The following is a 20,798-nucleotide window of genomic DNA, read 5'->3' as shown; positions in this document are numbered from 1 at the left end:
CCCCACCTCAGTGCGAGACTCAGTCGGAACTGGTCGTCGTCTCGGCGCTCTGCGTCGCCTCCTCGCCACTCCGGGAAGGCACGGCGGCCTCGGACTGGGGCAGATCACTGGGTGCCTGCGTGGCGGAGTCAGCGAAACCGAAGAGTTCCTTGAGCGACTCACGCGTGCTTTCGATGGTCTTCCCCAGGGTCACAACGCTCGAGTGATCCTTGACGAACTCGGGGGTGCCGAGCTGGTTGGGCTGACGACCGCTGTACTGTGCGTCCTTCCATGCATTCGAGGAGGCTTCGAGGTAGGACTCAACGGCGTTGACCGGGAAGGTCGCGACCACGTCAGAAGGAACGCCAACCTCGGTCGCGATCTGCTTGACCTGCTTCCACGAGGGGTCAAGGTTCTGCACGACCGTGCCGTTGCCGGCCTGGAACTGGGTACGGAAGTAGGCCAGGAGTGCGTGGTGGAATTCGATCCACTTGTCGGGTGCCTTCTGGGCGACGACGAGCGAGGCACCCGTGGCGGGCTTGAGGTAGTTCATATTCACTGTGATGACGGGCTGAAGCTCGAGGTTGTAGTGCCCCTCGGACGCCCAGGTCGTCAGATCTTCACCCAGGGCAGCATCGACGTCAGCACAGGCATGGCATGAGTAGTCGAAGTACTCCGTGAGCGTCGGCAGGTTGGGATCCGGCTCGGCGGACACACCGTTCCCGTTGACAACAATGGGTCGCCCGTCGGCGTATACGCCGAGAACATCGGAGGGTTCGACGTTGCGTGCGGCGCTAACTTCGCTCTGCTGCTGCCAAATCACACCGCCAACGGCGGCAATGATGGCCAGCACGATGAGGCCAACAGCAGAGATAACGATGATGCGGGTGCGACGCTCAGCGCGCTGCTGCGCGAGCCGCATCTCGGAGGCTTTGGCGCGCAGGGGATCGACGCTGCGCTGCTGCTTCTGAGCCATGAAGATACCTTCCAAACTTAGTTGAATATTGCAATATTATCGAGTAAGGCTGACCCGCGCCTAGTTAGACGCACCACCCGTCCCAATGAGCCAGGAGATCAGCAGGAAGCCAACGCAACCGATTGACAACAGGGCGCGCCCCCAGATCGGACGAATGCTAGAACGCACTGTTTTGGCGAGTCCAACGCGCAGGTCGGCAGCGAAAGGTACGAGCCACGCGGTCACGAGCATCGACGCACCAAGCGCCCAGACGATGATGACTCCTGCAGGATCGCTCAGCCAGAAGTTACTACGCGACAGACGTAGAGACGTCGCGACCTCCGTGGGCCACCCCCACTGCACAGATCCGTCGTGCGCGAAGGAGAGAACGATCCACACCAGGTAGGGAAGGACAGCTCCGACCGCGAGCGCAAGGAGTGTCGTACCGAGTGAGCGGGCAAGAAGGATCGGAGCCATGGCGATGGCGGCGGCATCGTCGCTGGCGCGGGGGCCGTACTGCTCGCGCCGACGCTCTAGCCACCTGTCCATGGCACCGACAAGCCCCCAGGCGGTCAGTGCGACACCGACGATGAGCGTACCGCTGAGGCCGAAGATGAGAGGGAGCGCGGCAAGCGTGAGCAGCAGGACACCGCCGGAGACCCAAGCACTGCCTGAAGCAGACGAGGCATCGGTCCGATTCGGGTACTGCTGCCCGCGAGCCTGCCACGCTGGCGGCTGTCCCGCGTTGCTGGCGCGGACCCGCATGCCTGCGCGTGGATCGCCCGTCGGGGCCGCCAGGCCGGGTTGCGGAGCGCCCATGGGGACGGGTCTGCCCGACGGTGCCGTTTCCGCGGAACCGTAAGCGCCGCGCGGGTAGCCGTAGGCGTTCTGGGCACCGGCGAACGGGGCCTGAGAAGCACTGTATCCGCCCTGCTGCCCGGGGTAGCCACCCTGGCCGTAGGGCCGCACCGAGCCGGTCGAGTCCGCGGGTTCGGCACCAGTCCAGCTCTGATCCTCGTCGTCAGCTTCGTCCCACTCCTCGTCGCCCTGGTCGCCCTCGCCGGATTCCTCCCACTCCTGGTCGCCCTCGCCGGATTCCTCCCACTCCTGGTCGCCCTCGCCGGATTCCTCCCACTCCTGATCATCCTCACCGGACTCTTCCCAGGACTCGTCGCCAGACTCATCCCAGTCCTCGTCGCTACCCTCCGAGGCCTCATCGTCCCAGGTCTCTTCCTCGGCATCCTCGTCCCACTCGTCGTCTCCCCAGGAGACCGATTCGGTATCGACCTGTTCGGTATGGTCATTGGCGGCCGTGAATTCTGAGGGGTCGCGACGCGGGTGGACGGGGTAGGTGACGGGGCGCGCACCGGCCGCGTCGGGGCGCGATGTGATCTCGTCCCATTCCGGGGGTGCTGCGATTTCCTGCGGGTCGGAGTTGACCATCTGGGTACGTTCGCCAGTGTCGAGCAGCTGTGCCCAGTTCACGGTGACGTAGTCGAGTTCGCCGGGTGCCCAGCCAACCGCGCTCATGAGGTGCGCGACGATCAGCGACGGCGAGGGGCGCACGTCGGGATTGGGCGACAGGCCGCCACCGAGCGCATCGGAGACCATCGGGTGCAGACCTGCCAGGTCGGGTTCGCCCTCGATGACGCGCATCATGGTCGCCATGACGTCGCCTTTACCGAAGGGGGCACGCCCAGTCGCGCAGGACAGCAGGGTGGCGCACCAGGCCCACCAGTCGGACTCCTTTGTGGCGGGCTTGCCGCGCAGGAGCTCGGGTGCCGTATAGCCGGCAGAACCCGAGACGAGGCCGGTGCGTGTCAGGTGCTGATCGTCGACCGCCATGGCGATGCCGAAGTCGAGGAGGACGGGACCGCGCGACGAACAGATAATGTTCGAGGGCTTGATATCTCGGTGAATGATGTTGGCGTGGTGGACGGCAGCGATCGTCGACGCGAGGTGATAGGACAGCGCGGCGACGCCGCGCAGCGGGATCGGGCCGGAGGAGAGGATCTCCGCCAGAGTTGGACCCTCGACATACTCGGAGACCACGAAAGGCTGGCTCGCGTCAATCTCCGCATCGATGATGTGCGCGACGAAGGGGGAACGTACGGAATTAACGGTACGCACCTCGCGCTCGAGGCGGGCCCGAGATTCCTCCGACGTCGCAAGCGCGGGGTGCATGACCTTCAGGGCGACACGCGTGCCACCCCCATCTTCAGCAAGCCACACAGTGCCCGCGCCACCCGTACCGAGCCGGCGAATCAGGCGGTAGCCTCCCAGTTCGTTTCCTTCATCCACGCTCCCAGCCTACCGGTCTCATCCCGCATCTGCGTCCACCGGCGGAGGAAACCACGACCTCGGACACAGAAACGAGGCGGCCCCCACACCCGAGTCGAAGCCGGGGAATCCACCTGGTGGCCGGAACTATACAGAAACGCGCAGACATGATACGTTCAATCCTGGTCGCGCGCGGAACGATCCGCGTTCGTACCCCGTGGGCGAAGACGCTCCACGGTCGCCCCACAACGGATCGTCCGGCACGTACCTGCCGGTGGGAAGGAATTGAACATGGCAAGCGTAACCTTCGATCACGCGTCCCGCGTGTACCCCGGTGCCGATAAGCCTGCTGTCGACCAGCTGTGCCTCGACATTGCGGACGGTGAGTTCCTCGTCCTCGTCGGCCCCTCCGGCTGCGGTAAGTCCACCTCCCTGCGCATGCTCGCAGGCCTGGAGGACGTCAACGGCGGCCGCATCCTCATCGGCGACAAGGACGTCACGGACGTTCCCCCGAAGAACCGCGACATCGCGATGGTCTTCCAGAACTACGCGCTCTACCCGCACATGTCCGTGCGCGAAAACATGGGCTTCGCCCTGAAGATTGCAGGCGTGTCCAAGGAGGAGATCAACAAGCGCGTTGAAGAGGCCGCGAAGATCCTCGACCTGGAGCCCTACCTGGACCGCAAGCCCAAGGCTCTGTCCGGTGGCCAGCGTCAGCGCGTCGCCATGGGCCGCGCGATCGTTCGTAAGCCCCAGGTGTTCCTCATGGACGAGCCGCTGTCGAACCTGGACGCGAAGCTGCGTGTGCAGACCCGTACGCAGATCGCCTCCCTGCAGCGTGAGCTCGGCGTCACCACCGTGTACGTCACCCACGACCAGACTGAGGCCCTGACGATGGGCGACCGCATCGCGGTCCTCGCCGGCGGCCTCCTCCAGCAGGTCGGCACCCCGCAGGAAATGTACGAGCGTCCCGCCAACGAGTTCGTTGCCGGCTTCATCGGCTCCCCCGCCATGAACCTGGGCACCTTCACGGTGGACGGAGAGTGGGCGAAGATCGGACCGGCGCGCGTGCCCCTGTCGGAGGCCGCCCGCGCGGCGCTGACCCCCGAGGACGGCGGAAAGATCAAGATCGGTTTCCGCCCCGAGGGCCTGGACGTCGTCGACGAGAGCGTCGAGGGCACCATCCCCGTCGAGGTTGACTTCGTCGAGGAACTCGGCTCCGACGCCTACGTCTACGGCCACCTGGTCGGCGACGAGCGTGGTGAGGGTCTGGGTTCCGGCGCCGAGGGCACCAACAAGCAGCTGATCGTGCGCGTTCCCCCGCGTACCGCCCCCGGTCGCGGCGGCGTCCTGTACGTGCGCATCCGCGAAGGCCAGCAGCACAACTTCTCGGCTGCCACGGGCGTTCGTCTGCCCGAGTGACGCGCAAGCCCGCGCTGCCCTGCTGACTTGCCCCGGCCTCGTCTGCTCATCTCCCGGACGAGGCCGGGGCACGTTCGTACGTACGTGTTCTACACCGCGAAGTGATGGCCGCTGAGCTGCGAGTTAGTCATGACGGTCAGAAAATGAGACAATACGGATATGGCTCTGGACATTACGGCTGCCGCGGTCGACCCCGCGCTCCTCGACCTCCCCTGGGATATTCCACTGGAGGAGTGGCCGTCGTCCCTGCTCGCAGCGCTCCCCCGCGGCATTTCCCGCCACATCGTGCGGTTCGTGAACCTGTCCGGCCGCGTCCTGGCGGTCAAGGAGATCGGTGAGACGGTCGCACACCACGAGTACGACATCCTGCGCGACCTCTCGCGCTTGGACGCACCCTCCGTCGACCCGGTCGCGGTCATCACGGGACGGGTGGGGCGCGACGGCGAGGAACTCAACGCGGTCCTGATCACCGAGCACCTGCAGTTCTCGCTCCCCTACCGCGCCCTGTTCTCCCTGTCGATGCGCGAGGACACGGCGACCCGCCTCATCGACGCCCTCGCCCTGCTGCTCGTGCGCCTGCACCTCATCGGCTTCTACTGGGGCGACGTCTCCCTGTCGAACACACTCTTCCGTCGCGACGCGGGAGAGTTCGCCGCCTACCTGGTGGACGCCGAAACAGGCGAGCTGCACCCCAAGCTGACCCCCGGCCAGCGCGAATACGACGTGGACCTGGCGCGTACGAACATCATCGGCGAACTTATGGACCTTCAGGCTGGCGGCTATTTCACCATGGACGCCGACCCGATTGACGTCGGCGACCGCATCCGCACCCAGTACGACCTGCTGTGGAACGAGGTCACCGCCGAAGAGTACCTGCCCAATGACCAGCGCCAGTATCTGGTCAGTGAGCGTATCCGTCGCCTCAACGAGCTGGGTTTTGACGTCGCCGAGCTGCACATGGCGTCGGATGATGCGGGCGAGCACCTGGTCATTCAACCGAAGGTGGTCGACGCCGGCCATCACAACCGTAAGTTCATGCGCCTGACCGGCATGGATGTCGGCGAGCACCAGGCGCGTCGACTCCTCGGTGACATTGATGCGTGGCGTGCCACACACGATATGCAGGACGTGCCCCTCGAACAGGCTGCGCACGAGTGGCTCACCGACGTTTTTGCGCCCGTCGTGCGCGCAATTCCCCGAGAATTGGCCGGCAAGCTCGAACCCGCCCAGCTCTACCACGAGTACCTGGAGCACCGCTGGTACATGGCCCAGCAGGTCGGCCACGATGTGTCGCGTGACGAGGCTCTGGCCTCGTACGTGCATAACATTTTGCCGTCCAAGCGAGACGAGGCCGTCCTCATCGAACCCGGGCCCGGCCGTTCCTCCATGTTTAGTGCGGCGACGCACCCCGACCTCTGGTGACGGGGTAGCCCCGCACCGATCACCCTAGGAGCATCCATGTCCGATTTTCCCCGTATTTTCGCCCACCGTGGCGCGTCCTCGCTCGCGCCGGAAAACACGATCGCCGCGTTTTCCAAGGCCATGGAGGTCGGTGCTCGCTGGTTCGAGTTCGATGTGGATATCATCGGCGACGGCTCGCTGATCGTCATTCACGACGATACCTTGGACCGTACGACGAACGGATCCGGATCCTACTACCAGCTCGGATTCTCGGATATTCGCCGCCTTGACGCGGGCCGCTGGTTCTCCGACACCTATCGTTTCGAGCGTATCCCCGAGGCGGCTGACGCACTCGCCTTCGCCCACGCTCAGCAGATGGGTGTCAATCTGGAGATCAAGCCCTGCGCGGGTGGTGCGCGCCTGCGCGAGCGTCTCATCGAGTCGCTGGCTGTCACGCTGCGCGGGGAGAAGGTTCCCTCCCGCCTCATCGTCTCTTCCTTCGATCACGAGCTGCTCACCGCTTTCCACGAGGCATGCCCCACCGTCGCGCTCGGCTGGCTCATCGAGCGCGCGTCCGACGAGTGGCGTGAAGGCGCGACCGCGCTGGGCGCGAGCGCCATCCATCCCGGCGTTAAGGGGCTGACGGCCTCCGACGTGCGCGCGATGCGCGACGCGGGCTTCGAGGTTAACGTGTGGACGGTCAACGACGTGGATCAGGCGCGCGAGCTGGCCTCGTGGGGCGTCACCGGCATCTTCACCGACCGCCCGCAGGATTTCCCCGCCGAGGCCTTGGCTCGGTAAGGGGAGCGTGCGCGCTCGCTCGCGGCAGACACAACGGCCGGGGTCGCGTGAGCAACCCCGGCCGTGCTACATCAGGCGTGGGGGCTTACGCCTCGCCCGCGCGGCGCGCGAAACGCTTGGAGACGTGCTTAGCGAGCGACAGCTCCGCAATTGAGTCGACGACCATGAGGCCGCCAACGATGCCGGCGAAGCGCAGCCAGCCGGAGCGAGGCGCGGGGGCGCGCACGGCGGCCACCAGCATGCTGACGCCGACGATTGCCTCGGCTGCGACGGCGGCGTGGATGATCCACGGGCGTTCGACGGCGACCGACTCGTAGGAGTTCCACAGGGGCTTGACCATCGACTGCGGCTGCCCCATCATGATGTCCACGCTGCGGCCGATCGCGTTGGAAATGCCGCGCGCGAGGTGCACGGTGACGCCTTCGACGTCCTCAGCATCGGTAGTGCCCAGGAGGAAACCCGCGACGGAGCCAGGCAGGCCGAGGGCGCGCACGACCTTCCACACGGATTCTTCGCCCGTGGTTGCCACGGATGCCCACAGGGCGTCAGCGTCGGCACCGGGCACAGCTCGGGCGATGGCCAGCAGGTCGAGGCGATCGCCCACCAGGTCGATGACCTCGCCGGGCAGGTCCTGGGCCTTGTCGTGGCCGCCGGGCACGATGGCCGCATCCATGCCCCAGTTGTGGGACACGATGTGCTCGAGGTGGTCGTCGGTCACCAGGAATACCTGGAACTCGCCGTCTGTGACGGATAGGGTGACGAGCGGCAGGTCGCCGAAGTTCCAGCCTTCCTTCTCGGCGGGCAGCTCCGCGAGGAGCGCGCGGTGATCGTCGGCAAGCTCGAGGTCCCCCAGGTCGACGCCTTCAAGGGCCGCCAGGAGCGGTACGGACGACGCGGGGGTGCGACCGATCTCAACGATGCGTGTGGGCTTTGCCTCTGTGGCCTCGGTCGTTTCCTCCTCCGAGGGCCACACCTTACCCAGTGGCGAATCTCCCTCGGGCAGGTGGTCGGCGCTGGCGTTGCCGATACGGACTTCAGCCTTGAAGAGAATGGCGAGTTCGTCGGCCAGCTCCGCGGGGGTCGGGCCGGGAACGACTGTCGTCGCGCCCGCGGGGACGGTAGCGACGCGCTCATCGGCAACCGCGACGTTGAGGCCGAGCAGCTGCGGCGAGGAGGGGAACCATTCGATCTGAGTGAGGATCGCGCGTTTCTTCAGTTCGCCGGCGACGGCGCTGGGGTCCAGCTCGTGACCGATGATCATGCCTTCAATGCGGGTCCAGTCCTGGGCCATGTCACTACCTTCCTGTTCGTGGCGAGGTCATCTCACCACACATTGTTCCATTGTGTCGCGTGGCATGCGTTTTCGCTCGCCGCGCGGTCAGTTCCGAGAAAGTTATTGTTCCGTGCCGCCCCATTCGACGACCGTGAAGCCGCTGCGGGTCGGTGTCGAAGCGAAATTCTGCGGCGTGACAACCGTGGAGGCCTCCGCCTTGCGCATCGTCATGAACACCCGAATGAAGGTGTCGGGCACGACCTGCTTACCGGCCTCGTCCGCGAACGAATAGGTCACCTGCTGAGCGTAGGAGGAGGCATCGAAGGACACGAACGTGTACTCGTTCGCACGAATGCGCGGTGCCCAGTAGGTGATGAAATCGGCCGCCTCCTTGTCACTCAGGCCCAACTGGGCCAGCTTCTCCTCCAGGAACGGCACCGCGTCCTCACGCGCAACGACGAAGCCCTGCTCGGGAGACGTCAAGGAGACCGGCCCGTCCCAGAACAGGGAGGGATAGGTGCGCCCACTCGCGTCGGTGAGCGTGCCGTCGGGCGCGGCACTGATGGTCCACGAGGCCCGGGTCCCCTCCTCCGTCTGCACCTGACGCTCCGGGGCGGGATACACCGTCCCCAGCTCACCCTCAACGTCCAGTGTCACCGCCAGCTGCCGCTCCTCCTGCGGATACAGGTACAGGACCGGCTTATAAGCCTTTTCCCGTGTGGGCATCCTCGTCGGAAGCGGAACAGGAACGAGAGTGGGGCCGTCCGTCTGCGTGCACTCGTCCCCCGCGCACTCATCTTCAAACGCGGGAAGCACCCCGAACACGAGAACAACAGTGCCAATAATCGCTCCGACGATGACCGACACAATGATGATCAGCGTTTTCCTCATGACACCCGTGTCCTTCCCGTGCGGCCCAGCGGTGGGCGCTCACTCAGTCGCGGCAGTCGGCCCGCGTGGCACCATCATAAGCAACCCCTTCCAGCGCTTTCAACGTTCCTACCTTCCAGCGGCACCCAGCCACGGCCTCGTCACCCGAGAATGAGACGATGCATTGAGTCACACGCCCGACGCTGCTATTCTGACCAGTTGCGCGGCGCCACCCACGAGCGCGTCGCACCCCTCACCTGAAAGCACCAATCATGCCTTTCGTAACCATCGCGGCACTCATCGTCGCTGCATTCGTCCTCATCTCCCTCTTCCTGTGGGCAAGCTTCGTGTCCGCTTCCCCGGGCGAAGTCAAGGTCATTTCCGGCCCGCGCGGCCAGCGCGTCCTCCACGGCAAGACGGGGTGGAAGATTCCCCTCCTCGAGCGCGTGGACACCATGACCGCCTCGATGATCTCCGTCGACGCTCAGACCACGGACTTCGTTCCCACCAACGACTACATCAACGTGCGCGTCGACGCGGCCGTCAAGGTCCGCATCGCGACCGATGATGACACGCTGTTCAAGGCAGCGACACGTAACTTCCTCTACAAGACGACCTCCGAGATCTCCGAGGAGGTACGTGACACCCTTGAGGGGCACCTGCGCGCCATCATCGGCCAGATGAAGCTCACCGACATCATCACCGACCGCGCCGCCTTCTCCGAGCGCGTCCAGGAGAACGCGAAGCAGGACCTGGAGGAGATGGGCCTCCTGATCGTCGCGTTCAACATCCAGAACGTCACCGATCAGAACGGCGTCATCGACAACCTCGGTATCGACAACACCGAGCAGATCCGCAAGACCGCCGCCATCGCCAAGGCGAACGCGCAGAAGGAGGTCGCGCAGGCGACCGCCATCGCCCAGAAGGAAGCGAACGACGCGCAGGTCGCCTCGCAGCTGGAAATCGCCCAGAAGCAGACGGACCTCGCTAAGCGCCAGGCGGCTCTGAAGGTCGAGGCCGACACCGAGAAGGCGAAGGCGGACGCCGCCTACGAGATCCAGTCACAGATTCAGCGCCGCGACATTGAGCGCGAGACCGCGCAGGCTGACATTGTCAAGCAGGAGCAGCAGGCGGTCATCAAGGAGAAGGAAGTCGTCGTCACCAAGCAGGCCCTGCAGGCCGAAGTGAACGCGAAGGCCGACGCTGAGCGCTACGCCGCCGAGAAGAAGGCTGACGCGGCCCTGTACGCGCGTCAGCGTCAGGCCGAGGCCGAGGCCTTCGAGCGCACCAAGAAGGCCGACGCCGACAAGCAGGCCATGCTCGCCGAGGCCCAGGGTATTGAGGCGCGTGGCCGCGCCGAGGCGTCCGCGATTGGCGCGAAGCTGACGGCCGAGGCCGAGGGCCTCGAAAAGAAGGCCGAGGCCATGACGAAGATGAACCAGGCGGCCGTCCTGGAGATGTACTTCCGTGCCCTGCCTGAGGTCGCTCGCGCCGTGGCCGAGCCGCTGTCCAAGGTCGACACGATCACCATGTACGGCGAGGGCAACAACGCTCAGATGGTCGGCGATATCACGAAGTCGATCAGCCAGATCAACGCGGGCCTGGGCGATTCGCTGGGCCTGGACCTGCAGCAGATGTTCACCGCGCTCGTAGGTGCCAAGGTCGTCTCCCCCACCATCTCCGAGGCCGTTGAGGAGGGCGTGCGCGACGCCTCCATCCCGAAGCCTCCGCAGCAGTGAGCGCGGCTCGTGCTCAACGCGGGCAGTAGCCGTCTGTGATGCGAGCGCACGAGGCGAACCGCTCGTGAGGCGGGTCGCTAGCGACACGGGGCGGGATCCTTCGGGGTCCCGCCCCGCTGCTCTGCCCAGCTTTCCCGCCGTCGGCGACCCACCCAGCTATCGGCGTTCCACCCCACTGTTACACCCGCCTCCCCCACAAAAGTCGCACGTAATTTAATCCGGTAACTTTTAGAAACAGCCCAAAAGCACTGTAATTCCAACGATGCTATTTCATACCTTTAAGTAGCCACGGGGGAATTACGTGCGACATTGGAGGGAAACCATAATGTGTCGCGACCTGGCTTCCCGGCGTTACAAGAACCACTAGAATCTAGCAGAACCTAGCTAGAACCTAGAGCAAAAAGCCACCGACACCCTTTACACTACGTAGCCACCATGCTTATACTTAAGCATGGAACACATAGCGAAAGGCTCCCTCCTCGTGAGGGTTGGGGCCGCCCTGAGCAGCCTTGTTCTTCTCGGTGTGTCAGGACTGGCCTACCTGTTGGTCGCCGACGTTTATGACACGTATCCGCAACTCGCCTATCGCACTGTCTTTACAGTCATCGGTGTGCTCATACCCCTCCCGCTCGCTTTCTTCTTCGGGTTTGTCGCACTTCGCATCCGTACTCTGTCGCTACAGCAGCTGATGACATGCGCAGCACGATGCATGTGGAGCTTCTTCGGTCTCTTCCTGCTGACCTGGTTGCTTGAGGGACTCCTCATCGGAGAGGCACCCGGCCCCTTTATGTACGTATGCGTCGGCACGCTCATCCTGTCGGCAACAATCGCGCGCCTCCTCATGCTCGGCGCACGCGCCGCGAATCACGCATAGGACCAGGCCGGGCTACACACAAACGACAAGCGCAGCCGGTGCGGAGACCGCCGCGGGGCTGATCAGCGTTTCCGGGTGGGCTTAGGCTTGTGTTGTTAACACTTCGCGAAGCGGTCCTACGTGCGGCATAACGGTTTACCACTCCAACTAGCGGGTCCACGTGCGGACAACGCGCCATTGCAAGAGACCACATCCGCCAAAGCGCAGACCCATTCAACCAAAACAGCACATTTTCAGCGTTTTTCACCCAATGGGTCTGCACTCTGGCTACCACAGGACCTAACGCCGCGGCTTTAACGCCACCCAACGGGGCAATGACGCCTTCCAAAGCCCCAACACGGAGGCGACACGCCACCAAAGAGCTTCGCATGGCGCAAACCCCCGCAACCGACTGATTGAAGACCATCGCAACGCCCACAACACCTGGAACCAACTCCCGCTAAACGCAGGGACCCCTCCGACGAGCACTTGCACGGATGGACTCTCCACACGCGGATAGGTTATCGCCACGCGGATAGGTTAATAAGCTATCCACATGCTCATAACCTATCCCTATCGCAATAACCTATCCGCGTACGCAGCCGGTTTCGTCGATACGGAGAGCAGAGAAAGTTCGGAGACCCTGGCCACGGTGCCGGTGGGCGGTGGCAGGGCCTGGTCGGACAACAAGCCGGTGCACCTCCACACACAGCACCGCAGGCACCGCCGGTGTGGAGGGCGCCGGAGGATCCGGAGGGCCAGGACGGGCTTCGAGATCGACCACTCCGAGCCGCAGGCTCGCGTGTGGCGATCACGCGGGCGGGCTGTCGTCCACCGGCACACACAGCGGCCAGGCCCAACAAGATAGGCCCCGCGGCAGCCGGAAATCTGTCGGGACAACAAGCAACATCAGAAAGAGGCGGGCCGCTACCCTAGGCACCAACATGCAAGTACCAACACGTAGACGTGCTGGGAGATGCAGGCACAACGAAGCCGCCCGGCCCCACAGGGACCGGGCGGCTCACGCGTCAGGCCGCTAGGCGGCCATCAGCGATTGTTTCAGCGCATCTGGGTGCCGTCGGAGCCCAGGCGCTGGCAGGCCTCGACGACGCGGGCGGCCATGCCGGCCTCGGCCGACTTGCCCCACGTGCGCGGGTCGTACTGCTTCTTGACGCCGACCTCGCCATCGATCTTGAGGACGCCGTCGTAGTTGCGCAGCATGTGGTCGACGACCGGGCGGGTGAACGCGTACTGGGTGTCGGTGTCGACGTTCATCTTGATGACGCCGTTGGCGACAGCGGTGGCGATCTCCTCGGCGGTGGAGCCGGAGCCGCCGTGCATGACCAGGTCGAAGGGACGGTGGTCGAGGCCGAAGTGCTCCGCGACCTCCTTCTGGATGGTGCCGAGCAGCTCGGGACGCAGCTTCACGTGGCCGGGCTTGTAGGCGCCGTGCACGTTGCCGAAGGTCAGGGCGGTGATGTAGCGGCCGTTCTCGCCGAGGCCCAGGGCCTCAACGGTCTTGATGCCGTCTGCGGTGGAGGTGTAGAGCTTCTCGTTGATCTCGCCAACGACGCCGTCTTCCTCGCCGCCAACAGCGCCGACCTCGATCTCGAGGATGGTGTTGGCCTTGACGGACATGGCGAGCAGTTCCTTCGCGATCTCGAGGTTCTCGTCGAGCGGGATCGCGGAACCGTCCCACATGTGGGACTGGAAGGTGGGGAGCTTGCCGTCGGCAACCTGGCCGGCCTCGATCTCGAGGAGGGGGCGGACCCAGGAGTCGATGTTCTGCTTGGCGCAGTGGTCGGTGTGCAGGGCGACGGTGATGCCGTAGTTCTTGGCAACCTCGTAGGCGTAGGCGGCGAGGGCCAGCGAGCCGGTGACGCGGTTCTTGATGGTGGAGCCGGAGCCGTATTCGGCGCCGCCGACGGACACCTGGATGATGCCGTCGGACTCTGCCTCGGCGAAGCCCTGGAGGGCAGCGGTGATGGTCTGGGACGAGGTCACGTTGATCGCGGGGTAGGCGAACTTGCCATCCCGTGCGCGATTCAGCATCTCTGCATAGACCTCAGGGGTTGCGATAGGCACTTGGAGCCTCCTAATCGAGTGACAGTTTTGTCGAGATCGATTCTCTCACATTTTGTACGTGTGGGGAGGGGCAGGAAGTCCCGTTTGGACGGTTTTCTTCCAACCCCTCCCCTGTCGTTATGCGTCGGTTGACACCTCTGTTATGTGTCAGTTGGCGTGACCGATGCGGACTCCGAGTTCGGCGAAGGACATGACGTCGGTGAGGTTCTTCGCGACGTCGGCCTGGGCAGACGTGCCGCGGAATCGGAGGTAGGAGCCGTTGCCGGCGACGGGGATGTCGACGGTTCCGGGGACGTTCGCCAGGGTGGTGGCGAGGACGGGGTTGCCCTGTGCGTTCGGGTTGCCCTTGTTGTCGCCCTGGCCCTTGAGGCCGTCGAGGCTACCCGCGAGGTAGATCTGGACGTCCTTGGCGCGGCCCGAGGCCTTGGGGCCGTCACCGGCGCGTGGCGTGTAGGAGAGCGCGCAGACGTCGTAGGCGGTCGAGCCGTCGCCGATCTTCAGGTCGATCCAGTGCGGCCACTTGCGGGCGGTGTCGGTCTCGGGCAGCCTGGCCTTGTTGGCGTCGATGTACTGGGAGTGCCAGTAGGTCGCGGGGTCACCGTCGGTGGCCTTGTATTCTTCGCCGTACTCCCAGCGGGTTTCGACGGAGTCGGCGGCCACGGCCTCGGCCTTAATGCGGGGACCGCACACGCCGACGAGGCCTTCGCTGGCCACGGTCTTCTCGCCGGCGTAAGAGACGTCGACTGTGAAGGTCGCTTCACCGAATTCGGTGGTGGGGCGCGCCCAGAACTTCACGACGCGGGTCTCGCCGGGGGCGAGGCGGTCGATGGGCTGGGGGCCGTTGGCGAGGACCCAGGAGTTGGAGACCGAGGGGGTCAGGTGGATGCCGGTGACCTCTGCCGTGCCCTTGTTGGTGACGGAGACATTGAGGACGCTTTCGCCCCAGTTGTCGTCGCCGATGATGGGCAGGGAGGCGCGGTCCATGCCGGACAGAGCGTTCTTCGGGTACGCCTCGTCGCCCTCACGCGCGATGCTCACGTCGAGGGTCGACGAGGCCTGGGAGGTGAGGGTGAAGACCGAGCCACTGTCGACAGTAACGTCGAGGGGCAGCTGCGCGACGGTGCCTTCGGCGGTCTTTTCACCGCCGTTGGGACGGCGAGACAGGTAGCCGGAGTCGATGACGCTCAGGTACTGGTTGGTCATGGCGTTGCGCAGGCGGAAGCCGTCGCCGGCTGGTTCTGCGACCCACTTCTGGGGGTTACGCGTCGCGTAGTCGCCCTAAGCCGTGGGGGTGAACTTCTGGCTCGCATCGGCGCACGCGTAGGCGACCACCGGGTGGCCGGGGGTGGTGGACACGTGTGTCTCAGAGTTGGGGGTGTCTTCAGAGTAGACGGCGAGGCAGCGGTTCGAGTTGACCGAGCGGATCTGGTAGTAGCCGTCGGGGGTGGCAACGAACTCCCAGTTATCGGAGGATGCGCCCACGGTCGGGATGCCACCCGTCACACTGAGGCCTTGTCCGTCGGCCAGTGTGATCGTGTACTGGCCGGGAGTGAGGGTGTCACGGGTGGGGTCGGTGTAGGTGGAAGGTTCGCCGAGCGCGTCAATGCGAGCCTTGAAGGCCTGCGCATCAGGGTCAGCCTTCGGGGTCTTGCCATTCCAGAACATCTGAGCACCGTAGCGCAGGCCGTCGGCGATCCACGCCTCGGTTTCATGGTCGGTCACCTTGCCGTGACCTCCCTGCCAGATGGAGACCTTGCCGCCGCGGATGGAGGCGTCGGGCACCGCGTAACCTTCGTTCTGGTAGAACGAGTTCATCGTCCACTTTCCGTACACGCCGTCGAGGCCCTGCACCTGCATGACGTAGGAGGAGGGCTGATCGCGGTAGTAGTACAGGGCAGAGGACGCGTTCACGAGAGTGTATCCGGCGTCGACGAGGTCCTTAGCGGGCAGGCCACGGTTGGCGTCCTTCTGGCTGCTCTCACCCTTGGCCCAGTATTCGATGATGACGTCCTTGTCGATGGGGGTGCGCGAGATGTCGGCGATACCGTCGTTCCACAGGCGCAGCGTGCCGCCGCGCGACTTGACGTGCGCGTTGACCTTGTTGATGAAGTCATTGAAGGCCGCGTCGAAAGTCATCGACTGGTCACCGTAGGAGGCACGGACCTGACCGAGAAAATTGGTGAACTCTCCGGGTCCCTGCTTGAAGAAGAACTCGTCGGCACCCATGTGCCATTCGGTGGAGCCGAACGCGTCCATGTATTCGTCGATGAGGTCGAAGTAGAACTGCTGTGCGGCGGGGTCGATGAAGTTGAGGTGGTTGGCACTCTTCGTGCCGGAGTCGTCGGCGACCTGGAACTGCGGGAAGTTACCGAGGATGGTGCCGGTGTGGCCGGGAGCGTTGAGGAGCGGGACGACGCGGACGCCGACCTCGCGGCCGTGTTCGACGATGGCCTTGACTTCATCCTTCGTGTAGTAGGAGAAGGAGGTGGTGGCCGGGTACTTGTCGGACTTGATGCGCAGCTCGAGGGACAGGTAGTTCATCTTCAGGTCGGACATGCGGTCGATCTGTCGGTTGATCCAGTCCGGCGTGATGTGGGTGCCGCACGCGCACAGGGTGACGCCGCGATCAGGGAAGCGCGGGATGTCGGTGATGCTACCGGTGGGCACGGTTCCCTTGCCCGAGCGAACTGCCTGCTCGAGGGTGCGGGCACCCCACAGGAGGCCGGCGCGGGTGGCGGCCACGACCTGGGCACCGTTTCCGGTGACGGTCAGCTGGTAGCCCTCATCGCCGAGGGTTGATTGAGACGGGTCGATTGTCAGGCTGACGGCGTTGGTTGAGGGGGCTGCACCGGTACCGTCGGTGATGCCGGTAATGCCGGAGTCGGCGAGGGCGCGGCTCAGCAGGGCGCTGACTCCGGCGGCTTCGGCGGAGTCCGTGTGAACGATCTGCAGACCGCCGGCGGGGGTCCACGTGCCCGAGGCCGGGGTCCAACCTTCGAGGGACGGGATGGTTCCGGGGACCTGGGTGGCCGCCTGCGCGTTCAGATGGGATGTGAGAGGGATGAGGACCGCGGCGACGAGGGCGCACACGGACGTGAGGATGAGCGCGACTTTCGCTCGGGTGCGTGCGAGCCGTGGTACCCGCACATGGCTTGGTGATGACTGAAGCATTAATTCTCCTGTTCAGCGATTTGCTTCCACGCAAACTTTCCAAAGCGCAAATTAAAATGGATGACAGATACCCATTCCATCGAGCCTTTGGAGCACCAATGCTACCGACACTTACTGCTCAAATACAATACCGATGGTCAGATTCCACTTACCATGGAACTCAGAAAAAACCCATAGAAAATTGCAAAAACGTGACATTGTCAGGCCTGGTTGAGCGCTCCTAAACGCGAGGCGTGCGCCCACATGACAATGGCGGCGGCGTGGCCGACATTCATGGAGCGCGTCGATCCCCGCTGGGTGATGGCGACGACGACCTGGCAGGCAGCCAGCATCTCCTCACTGAGGCCCGAGGCCTCGGACCCGAAGACCAGGCAGGCGCGCTCGGGCAGGAGTACCCCTTCGAGGGCGACGGACCCCTCGACATTGTCGACGCCGACGAGGGACAGACCCTCGCGGGAGCAGTGGTCGACGAGTTCGCGCACCTCGGCGCGGTGATCAACGGGCAGGTAGCGGTCGGTGACCATGGCCCCGCGACGGTTCCACCGCTTGCGCCCCACGACGTGGACGCGCCGAGCGCCAAGCGCGTTCGCGGTGCGCACGATGGACCCAATGTTGAAGTCGTGATCGAGGTTTTCGACGGCGACTTCGAAAGGCAGGGAGCGCGCAGCCACGTCCGCGCGGATCGCCTCCATCGTCCAATACCGGTAGCGATCCTCGACGTTGCGCCGATCCCCATGAGCCAGCAGCTCACGATCATACTGTTCGCCGACCGGCCACTCGTCCTCCCCGCCCGGCCACGGACCGACCCCGACCTGACCACTGGCCGCGACCACTGCCTCGTCCGTGGCGGCCTCCCCACAAGCCGCATCCGACCGCGCGATGTCACATCCGTTTTCGAACTCGTTCACGGGTCCCACCCTAGCGGGAACGTAGAATGGGGGCATGAATCCGCTGATGAACGAAGAAACAGCACTCAGTGATATGCCGCCCGTGAGCGCGTGGCTCTCCGACATGGACGGTGTCCTGGTCAAGGAGAACCGCGCACTGCCGGGCGCGAACGAATTCCTGGCGGCGCTGCGCGCCACCGACACTCCCTTCCTGGTCCTCACCAACAACTCCGTGTTTACGAACCGTGACCTGTCCGCCCGCCTGGCGAACTCGGGCCTGGACATTCCCGAAGAGAACATTTGGACGTCCGCGAACGCCACGGCCGCGTTCCTCCAGCAGCAGTCCCCCGGCTCAACGGCCTACGTCATCGGCGAGGCTGGCCTGACGACCGCGATCCACTCCGCCGGCTACGTCATGACGGAAACGGATCCGGAGTTCGTGGTGCTCGGCGAGGTTCGCTACTACGATTTTCACGCCCTGACCCATGCGATTCGCCTCATTGAGGGAGGCGCGAAGTTCATTGCGACGAACCCCGACGTATCCGGTCCTTCCGACGAGGGAACCCTGCCCGCGTGCGGCGCAATCGCCGCGATGATCACGGCGGCCACCGGCAAGCAGCCCTACTTCGTGGGTAAGCCGAACCCGGTCATGATCCGCGCCGGCCTCAACAAGATCGGCGCCCACTCGGAGCGGGCCGCGATGGTCGGCGACCGCATGGACACCGACGTGCGCGCCGGCGTCGAAGCGGGCCTGCGCACGCACCTGGTCCTATCGGGTTCCACGGCCCGCGAGGACGTCTGCAACTACCCATTCCGCCCCTTCGGCATCCACGAGGGTATCGGCGATCTCATTGAGCTCGTCGAGGCAGCCCACTGACCCCCGACACGTAAAGGAAGCACCATGACCAACGATTCCCACAAGGCGCGCCTGGCAGCCCTCGTCCAGGAGCTCTCCGTCATCCACGAGAAGGTCACCCTGGCGTCCGGCCGCGAGTCCGACTTCTACGTCGACATGCGCCGCTCGACGCTGCACCACGAGGCGGCTCCGCTCATCGGCCACGTCATGCTCGACCTCCTGGAGGAGGCTGGCTTCGCGGTGGGCGAGGAGTACGTGGCCGTCGGCGGCCTGACGATGGGTGCCGACCCCGTCGCGACCGCGATGCTGCACGCTGCCGCCTCGCGCGGCCTGGATCTGGACGCGTTCGTCGTGCGTAAGGCCGCGAAGGATCACGGCATGAAGCGCCGCATCGAGGGCCCGGACGTCGTGGGCAAGAACGTCGTCGTCCTGGAGGACACGTCCACGACGGGCGGCTCCCCGCTGGAGGCCGCACTCGCCCTGCGTGAGGCCGGCGCGAACGTCGTTGCCGTCGCGGTGATCGTCGACCGTGCGACGGGCGCAAAGGAGCGCATCGAAGCCGAAGGCTTCCCGTACTTCTACGCGCTGGGCCTGGAGGACATCGGCCTGGCCTGATTGTTCTCCCGCATGCACGAGGCCGGGGCTGGGTTCTACGCGAACCTGGCCCCGGCCTCGTTGTCGTCTGCGCGCCCTCACATGTGGGGAACGGAGCGCATGGCGCGCGCGGTCACCCAGCGCGGGGCGAGCTTCATGGCACCCATGGCGACCTTGTAGGGAACAGTCGGGGTGACCTGGACGCGACCCGCCCGCACGGCGTCGAGGGCTGCCGTGACGACCTGGTCGGGGCTGGCCATGAGCCAGGAGGGGGTCGCGCGCATGTCGACGCCCGCCCGCTCGAAGAAGGGCGTGTCGACGGGGCCGGGGCACACGACGGTGGCGGTGATGCCGGAGCCTTTCAGTTCGGCGGCGAGGCCCTCGGTGAAGGCGACGACCCAGGCCTTGTGCGCGGAATAGGTACCAGCTCCCGTGCGCGAGGCGACGGAGCCGACGTTGAGGATCGCGCCGCGTCCGCGCGAACGCATGGAGATGCCGGCGTGGTGGGTGAGCGTCATGACGGCGCGAACCATGACGTTCAGGCCGTTGATTTCGCGTTCCAGGCTGTTGTCCAGGAAGGGGCTTCCCAACCCGAATCCGGCGTTGTTGACGAGGAGGTCGACGGGTCGTAGGTCCGGCTTCTGAGCATCGGCCGGGCCTCCCACGTCGAGGCGGGCGGCGACGCGCACGCACCCGTCCTCGGTGGATAGGTCGGCGGCGATGTACTCGGCGTTCACGCCCGCGACGTTTGTCAGTGAGGCCGCGAGCGCGGCCAGCGCATCCTCGCGGCGCGCGACGAGCACTACATCGTGTCCGGCGGCGGCCAGCTGCCAGCAGAATTCTTCCCCAATTCCGGAGGTCGCTCCGGTCACAAGCGCGGTTCCCATGTGGGAAGTCTAGCGTGCACGTGTGGGGGTAGCACGAGGCCGGGGCCCCTCACGCTCGTGTGTCATGAGGGGCCCCGGCCAGGTGTTTTATCGAGTGCGGATCAGGAAGATGGCTCCGCCACCGGCGAGGGCCGCCGGGATGATGAGGAGGAGCAGCCAGTAGGGGCTCCAGCCTCCCGAGTGTCCGCTGTCGGCCGCAGAGGCGATCGGCAGCGCGGATACCGCGTCATCCGATCCGTCCGATGAAGTACCTGATGCGCCGCTCTGGGCGTTCTCGCCGCTCTGCGCGCCGCTCTGGGCACCGCTGTGGGCACCGCTCTGGGGGCTAGCACTCGGTGTGACGGCGGGTGCAGCCTTGGGCGCGGTCACCGGAGTGCCGGAACCCGAGGTGTTTGCCACACCCGAACCACCCCGAGAGATCGTGCCAGAGCTGGTGGTCACCGCGCCCGAACCGCTCGCGGATCCGCCGGACGTCCCCGCGGAGGAGCGAGTTCCGCTCGAGAGCAGGTTCCTCATGACCCCCTTGGTCCCACGAGGCGAGACCGGTGCCGTTGAGCCGCTGGGGCGGAGACTCGGCGCAGGGTTAACGCTGGGCGCAGGTGCAGGCGCAGGGTTAACGCTGGGAGCGGGAGCGGGCGCGGGATCAACGCTGGGCGCAGGGGCTGGAGCGGGCGCGGGGTCAACGCTGGGAGCGGGCGCGGGTGCCGGTGCGGGGGCGGGAGCGGGCGCAGGCTCCGGGTCAACG

Annotated in this window: 16 protein-coding genes and 1 pseudogene; 7 read left to right on the top strand and 10 right to left on the bottom strand. The window is 65.2% G+C overall.

The annotated features are described in order from the left end of the window. Positions 1-19: 19 nt before the first annotated feature. Together HMPREF1136_RS08560 and HMPREF1136_RS11305 are read right to left on the bottom strand one after the other, a co-directional pair. A complete protein-coding gene (locus HMPREF1136_RS08560) occupies positions 20-955 on the bottom strand; it encodes a DsbA family protein (RefSeq protein ID WP_009648949.1) in 936 nt (311 codons plus the stop codon). A 60-nt stretch (positions 956-1,015) separates the two neighbouring features. Further along, complete coding sequence (locus HMPREF1136_RS11305) at positions 1,016-3,235, bottom strand: protein kinase domain-containing protein (protein ID WP_009648945.1); 2,220 nt, start codon at positions 3,233-3,235, stop codon at positions 1,016-1,018. 270 nt (positions 3,236-3,505) lie between these two features. Between HMPREF1136_RS11305 and HMPREF1136_RS08550 the strand changes: the two genes are divergently transcribed. The 3 genes from HMPREF1136_RS08550 to HMPREF1136_RS08540 all read left to right on the top strand — a co-directional run bounded on the left by HMPREF1136_RS08550 (position 3,506) and on the right by HMPREF1136_RS08540 (position 6,838). After that, the gene (locus tag HMPREF1136_RS08550) at positions 3,506-4,636 is read left to right on the top strand and encodes an ABC transporter ATP-binding protein (RefSeq protein ID WP_009648954.1); all 1,131 of its coding nucleotides are present in this window, start codon (positions 3,506-3,508) and stop codon (positions 4,634-4,636) included. A gap of 159 nt (positions 4,637-4,795) precedes the next feature. Next, on the top strand, positions 4,796-6,058 hold the full coding sequence (locus HMPREF1136_RS08545) for a DUF4032 domain-containing protein (RefSeq protein WP_009648942.1): 1,263 nt from the start codon (positions 4,796-4,798) through the stop codon (positions 6,056-6,058). Positions 6,059-6,094: 36 nt separating this feature from the next. Then, a complete protein-coding gene (locus tag HMPREF1136_RS08540) occupies positions 6,095-6,838 on the top strand; it encodes a glycerophosphoryl diester phosphodiesterase (RefSeq protein ID WP_009648938.1) in 744 nt (247 codons plus the stop codon). Between the two features lie 85 nt (positions 6,839-6,923). Here the strand turns inward: HMPREF1136_RS08540 and HMPREF1136_RS08535 are convergent, their stop codons facing one another. Beyond that, positions 6,924-8,129: a hypothetical protein gene (locus tag HMPREF1136_RS08535; protein WP_009648944.1), complete on the bottom strand. Its 1,206-nt coding sequence runs from the start codon at positions 8,127-8,129 to the stop codon at positions 6,924-6,926. Positions 8,130-8,231: 102 nt separating this feature from the next. Further along, on the bottom strand, positions 8,232-9,002 hold the full coding sequence (locus HMPREF1136_RS08530) for a hypothetical protein (RefSeq protein ID WP_009648950.1): 771 nt from the start codon (positions 9,000-9,002) through the stop codon (positions 8,232-8,234). A 251-nt stretch (positions 9,003-9,253) separates the two neighbouring features. On the opposite strand from HMPREF1136_RS08530, the gene HMPREF1136_RS08525 reads away from it, so the two are divergent. After that, on the top strand, positions 9,254-10,720 hold the full coding sequence (locus tag HMPREF1136_RS08525; RefSeq protein ID WP_009648953.1) for a flotillin family protein: 1,467 nt from the start codon (positions 9,254-9,256) through the stop codon (positions 10,718-10,720). Between the two features lie 610 nt (positions 10,721-11,330). Next, on the top strand, positions 11,331-11,594 hold the full coding sequence (locus HMPREF1136_RS11075; protein WP_198002831.1) for a hypothetical protein: 264 nt from the start codon (positions 11,331-11,333) through the stop codon (positions 11,592-11,594). Positions 11,595-12,632: 1,038 nt separating this feature from the next. Here the strand turns inward: HMPREF1136_RS11075 and fbaA are convergent. The 4 genes from fbaA to HMPREF1136_RS08500 form a co-directional block, all read right to left on the bottom strand. Beyond that, on the bottom strand, positions 12,633-13,658 hold the full coding sequence (gene fbaA, locus HMPREF1136_RS08510; protein WP_009648940.1) for a class II fructose-bisphosphate aldolase: 1,026 nt from the start codon (positions 13,656-13,658) through the stop codon (positions 12,633-12,635). Positions 13,659-13,805: 147 nt separating this feature from the next. Beyond that, the gene (locus HMPREF1136_RS11300; protein ID WP_009648941.1) at positions 13,806-14,861 is read right to left on the bottom strand and encodes a hypothetical protein; all 1,056 of its coding nucleotides are present in this window, start codon (positions 14,859-14,861) and stop codon (positions 13,806-13,808) included. Positions 14,862-14,936: 75 nt separating this feature from the next. Continuing rightward, positions 14,937-16,748 carry a family 20 glycosylhydrolase gene (locus HMPREF1136_RS11295; RefSeq protein ID WP_232204201.1) on the bottom strand — a complete coding sequence of 604 codons (1,812 nt, stop codon included), beginning with the start codon at positions 16,746-16,748 and terminating at the stop codon, positions 14,937-14,939. A 281-nt stretch (positions 16,749-17,029) separates the two neighbouring features. Continuing rightward, entirely contained in the window at positions 17,030-17,773 is a 744-nt protein-coding gene (locus HMPREF1136_RS08500) for a TrmH family RNA methyltransferase (protein ID WP_034505576.1), read from the bottom strand. Between the two features lie 10 nt (positions 17,774-17,783). Here HMPREF1136_RS08500 and HMPREF1136_RS08495 point away from each other — a divergent pair, with 10 nt between their 5' ends. Together HMPREF1136_RS08495 and pyrE are read left to right on the top strand one after the other, a co-directional pair. Continuing rightward, a complete protein-coding gene (locus tag HMPREF1136_RS08495; protein ID WP_009648943.1) occupies positions 17,784-18,593 on the top strand; it encodes an HAD-IIA family hydrolase in 810 nt (269 codons plus the stop codon). A 24-nt stretch (positions 18,594-18,617) separates the two neighbouring features. After that, positions 18,618-19,187, top strand: a complete 570-nt coding sequence (pyrE, locus tag HMPREF1136_RS08490) for an orotate phosphoribosyltransferase (protein WP_009648946.1) — start codon at positions 18,618-18,620, stop codon at positions 19,185-19,187. 77 nt (positions 19,188-19,264) lie between these two features. Here the strand turns inward: pyrE and HMPREF1136_RS08485 are convergent, their stop codons facing one another. After that, positions 19,265-20,053, bottom strand: coding sequence for an SDR family NAD(P)-dependent oxidoreductase (locus HMPREF1136_RS08485; RefSeq protein ID WP_034505572.1), 789 nt, complete (start codon positions 20,051-20,053; stop codon positions 19,265-19,267). A gap of 87 nt (positions 20,054-20,140) precedes the next feature. Then, positions 20,141-20,798: pseudogene (locus HMPREF1136_RS11290) on the bottom strand (choice-of-anchor M domain-containing protein); the annotation flags it as partial.

This window comes from Actinomyces sp. ICM47, from assembly GCF_000278725.1.
Classification (GTDB): Bacteria; Actinomycetota; Actinomycetes; order Actinomycetales; family Actinomycetaceae; genus Pauljensenia.
Note: the sequence above shows the minus strand (reverse complement) of the source record. Positions and strands in the feature narration are given on the sequence as shown.

Excerpts from the sequence above, each read along its gene's own strand:
- HMPREF1136_RS08560 (WP_009648949.1), bottom strand. The coding sequence starts at position 955 with ATGGCTCAGAAGCAGCAGCGCAGCGTCGATCCCCTGCGCGCCAAAGCC.
- HMPREF1136_RS08550 (WP_009648954.1), top strand. The coding sequence starts at position 3,506 with ATGGCAAGCGTAACCTTCGATCACGCGTCCCGCGTGTACCCCGGTGCC.
- HMPREF1136_RS08545 (WP_009648942.1), top strand. The coding sequence starts at position 4,796 with ATGGCTCTGGACATTACGGCTGCCGCGGTCGACCCCGCGCTCCTCGAC.
- HMPREF1136_RS08540 (WP_009648938.1), top strand. The coding sequence starts at position 6,095 with ATGTCCGATTTTCCCCGTATTTTCGCCCACCGTGGCGCGTCCTCGCTC.
- HMPREF1136_RS08535 (WP_009648944.1), bottom strand. The coding sequence starts at position 8,129 with ATGGCCCAGGACTGGACCCGCATTGAAGGCATGATCATCGGTCACGAG.
- HMPREF1136_RS08530 (WP_009648950.1), bottom strand. The coding sequence starts at position 9,002 with ATGAGGAAAACGCTGATCATCATTGTGTCGGTCATCGTCGGAGCGATT.
- HMPREF1136_RS08525 (WP_009648953.1), top strand. The coding sequence starts at position 9,254 with ATGCCTTTCGTAACCATCGCGGCACTCATCGTCGCTGCATTCGTCCTC.
- HMPREF1136_RS11300 (WP_009648941.1), bottom strand. The coding sequence starts at position 14,861 with ATGACCAACCAGTACCTGAGCGTCATCGACTCCGGCTACCTGTCTCGC.
- HMPREF1136_RS08500 (WP_034505576.1), bottom strand. The coding sequence starts at position 17,773 with ATGCCCCCATTCTACGTTCCCGCTAGGGTGGGACCCGTGAACGAGTTC.
- HMPREF1136_RS08495 (WP_009648943.1), top strand. The coding sequence starts at position 17,784 with ATGAACGAAGAAACAGCACTCAGTGATATGCCGCCCGTGAGCGCGTGG.
- pyrE (WP_009648946.1), top strand. The coding sequence starts at position 18,618 with ATGACCAACGATTCCCACAAGGCGCGCCTGGCAGCCCTCGTCCAGGAG.
- HMPREF1136_RS08485 (WP_034505572.1), bottom strand. The coding sequence starts at position 20,053 with ATGGGAACCGCGCTTGTGACCGGAGCGACCTCCGGAATTGGGGAAGAA.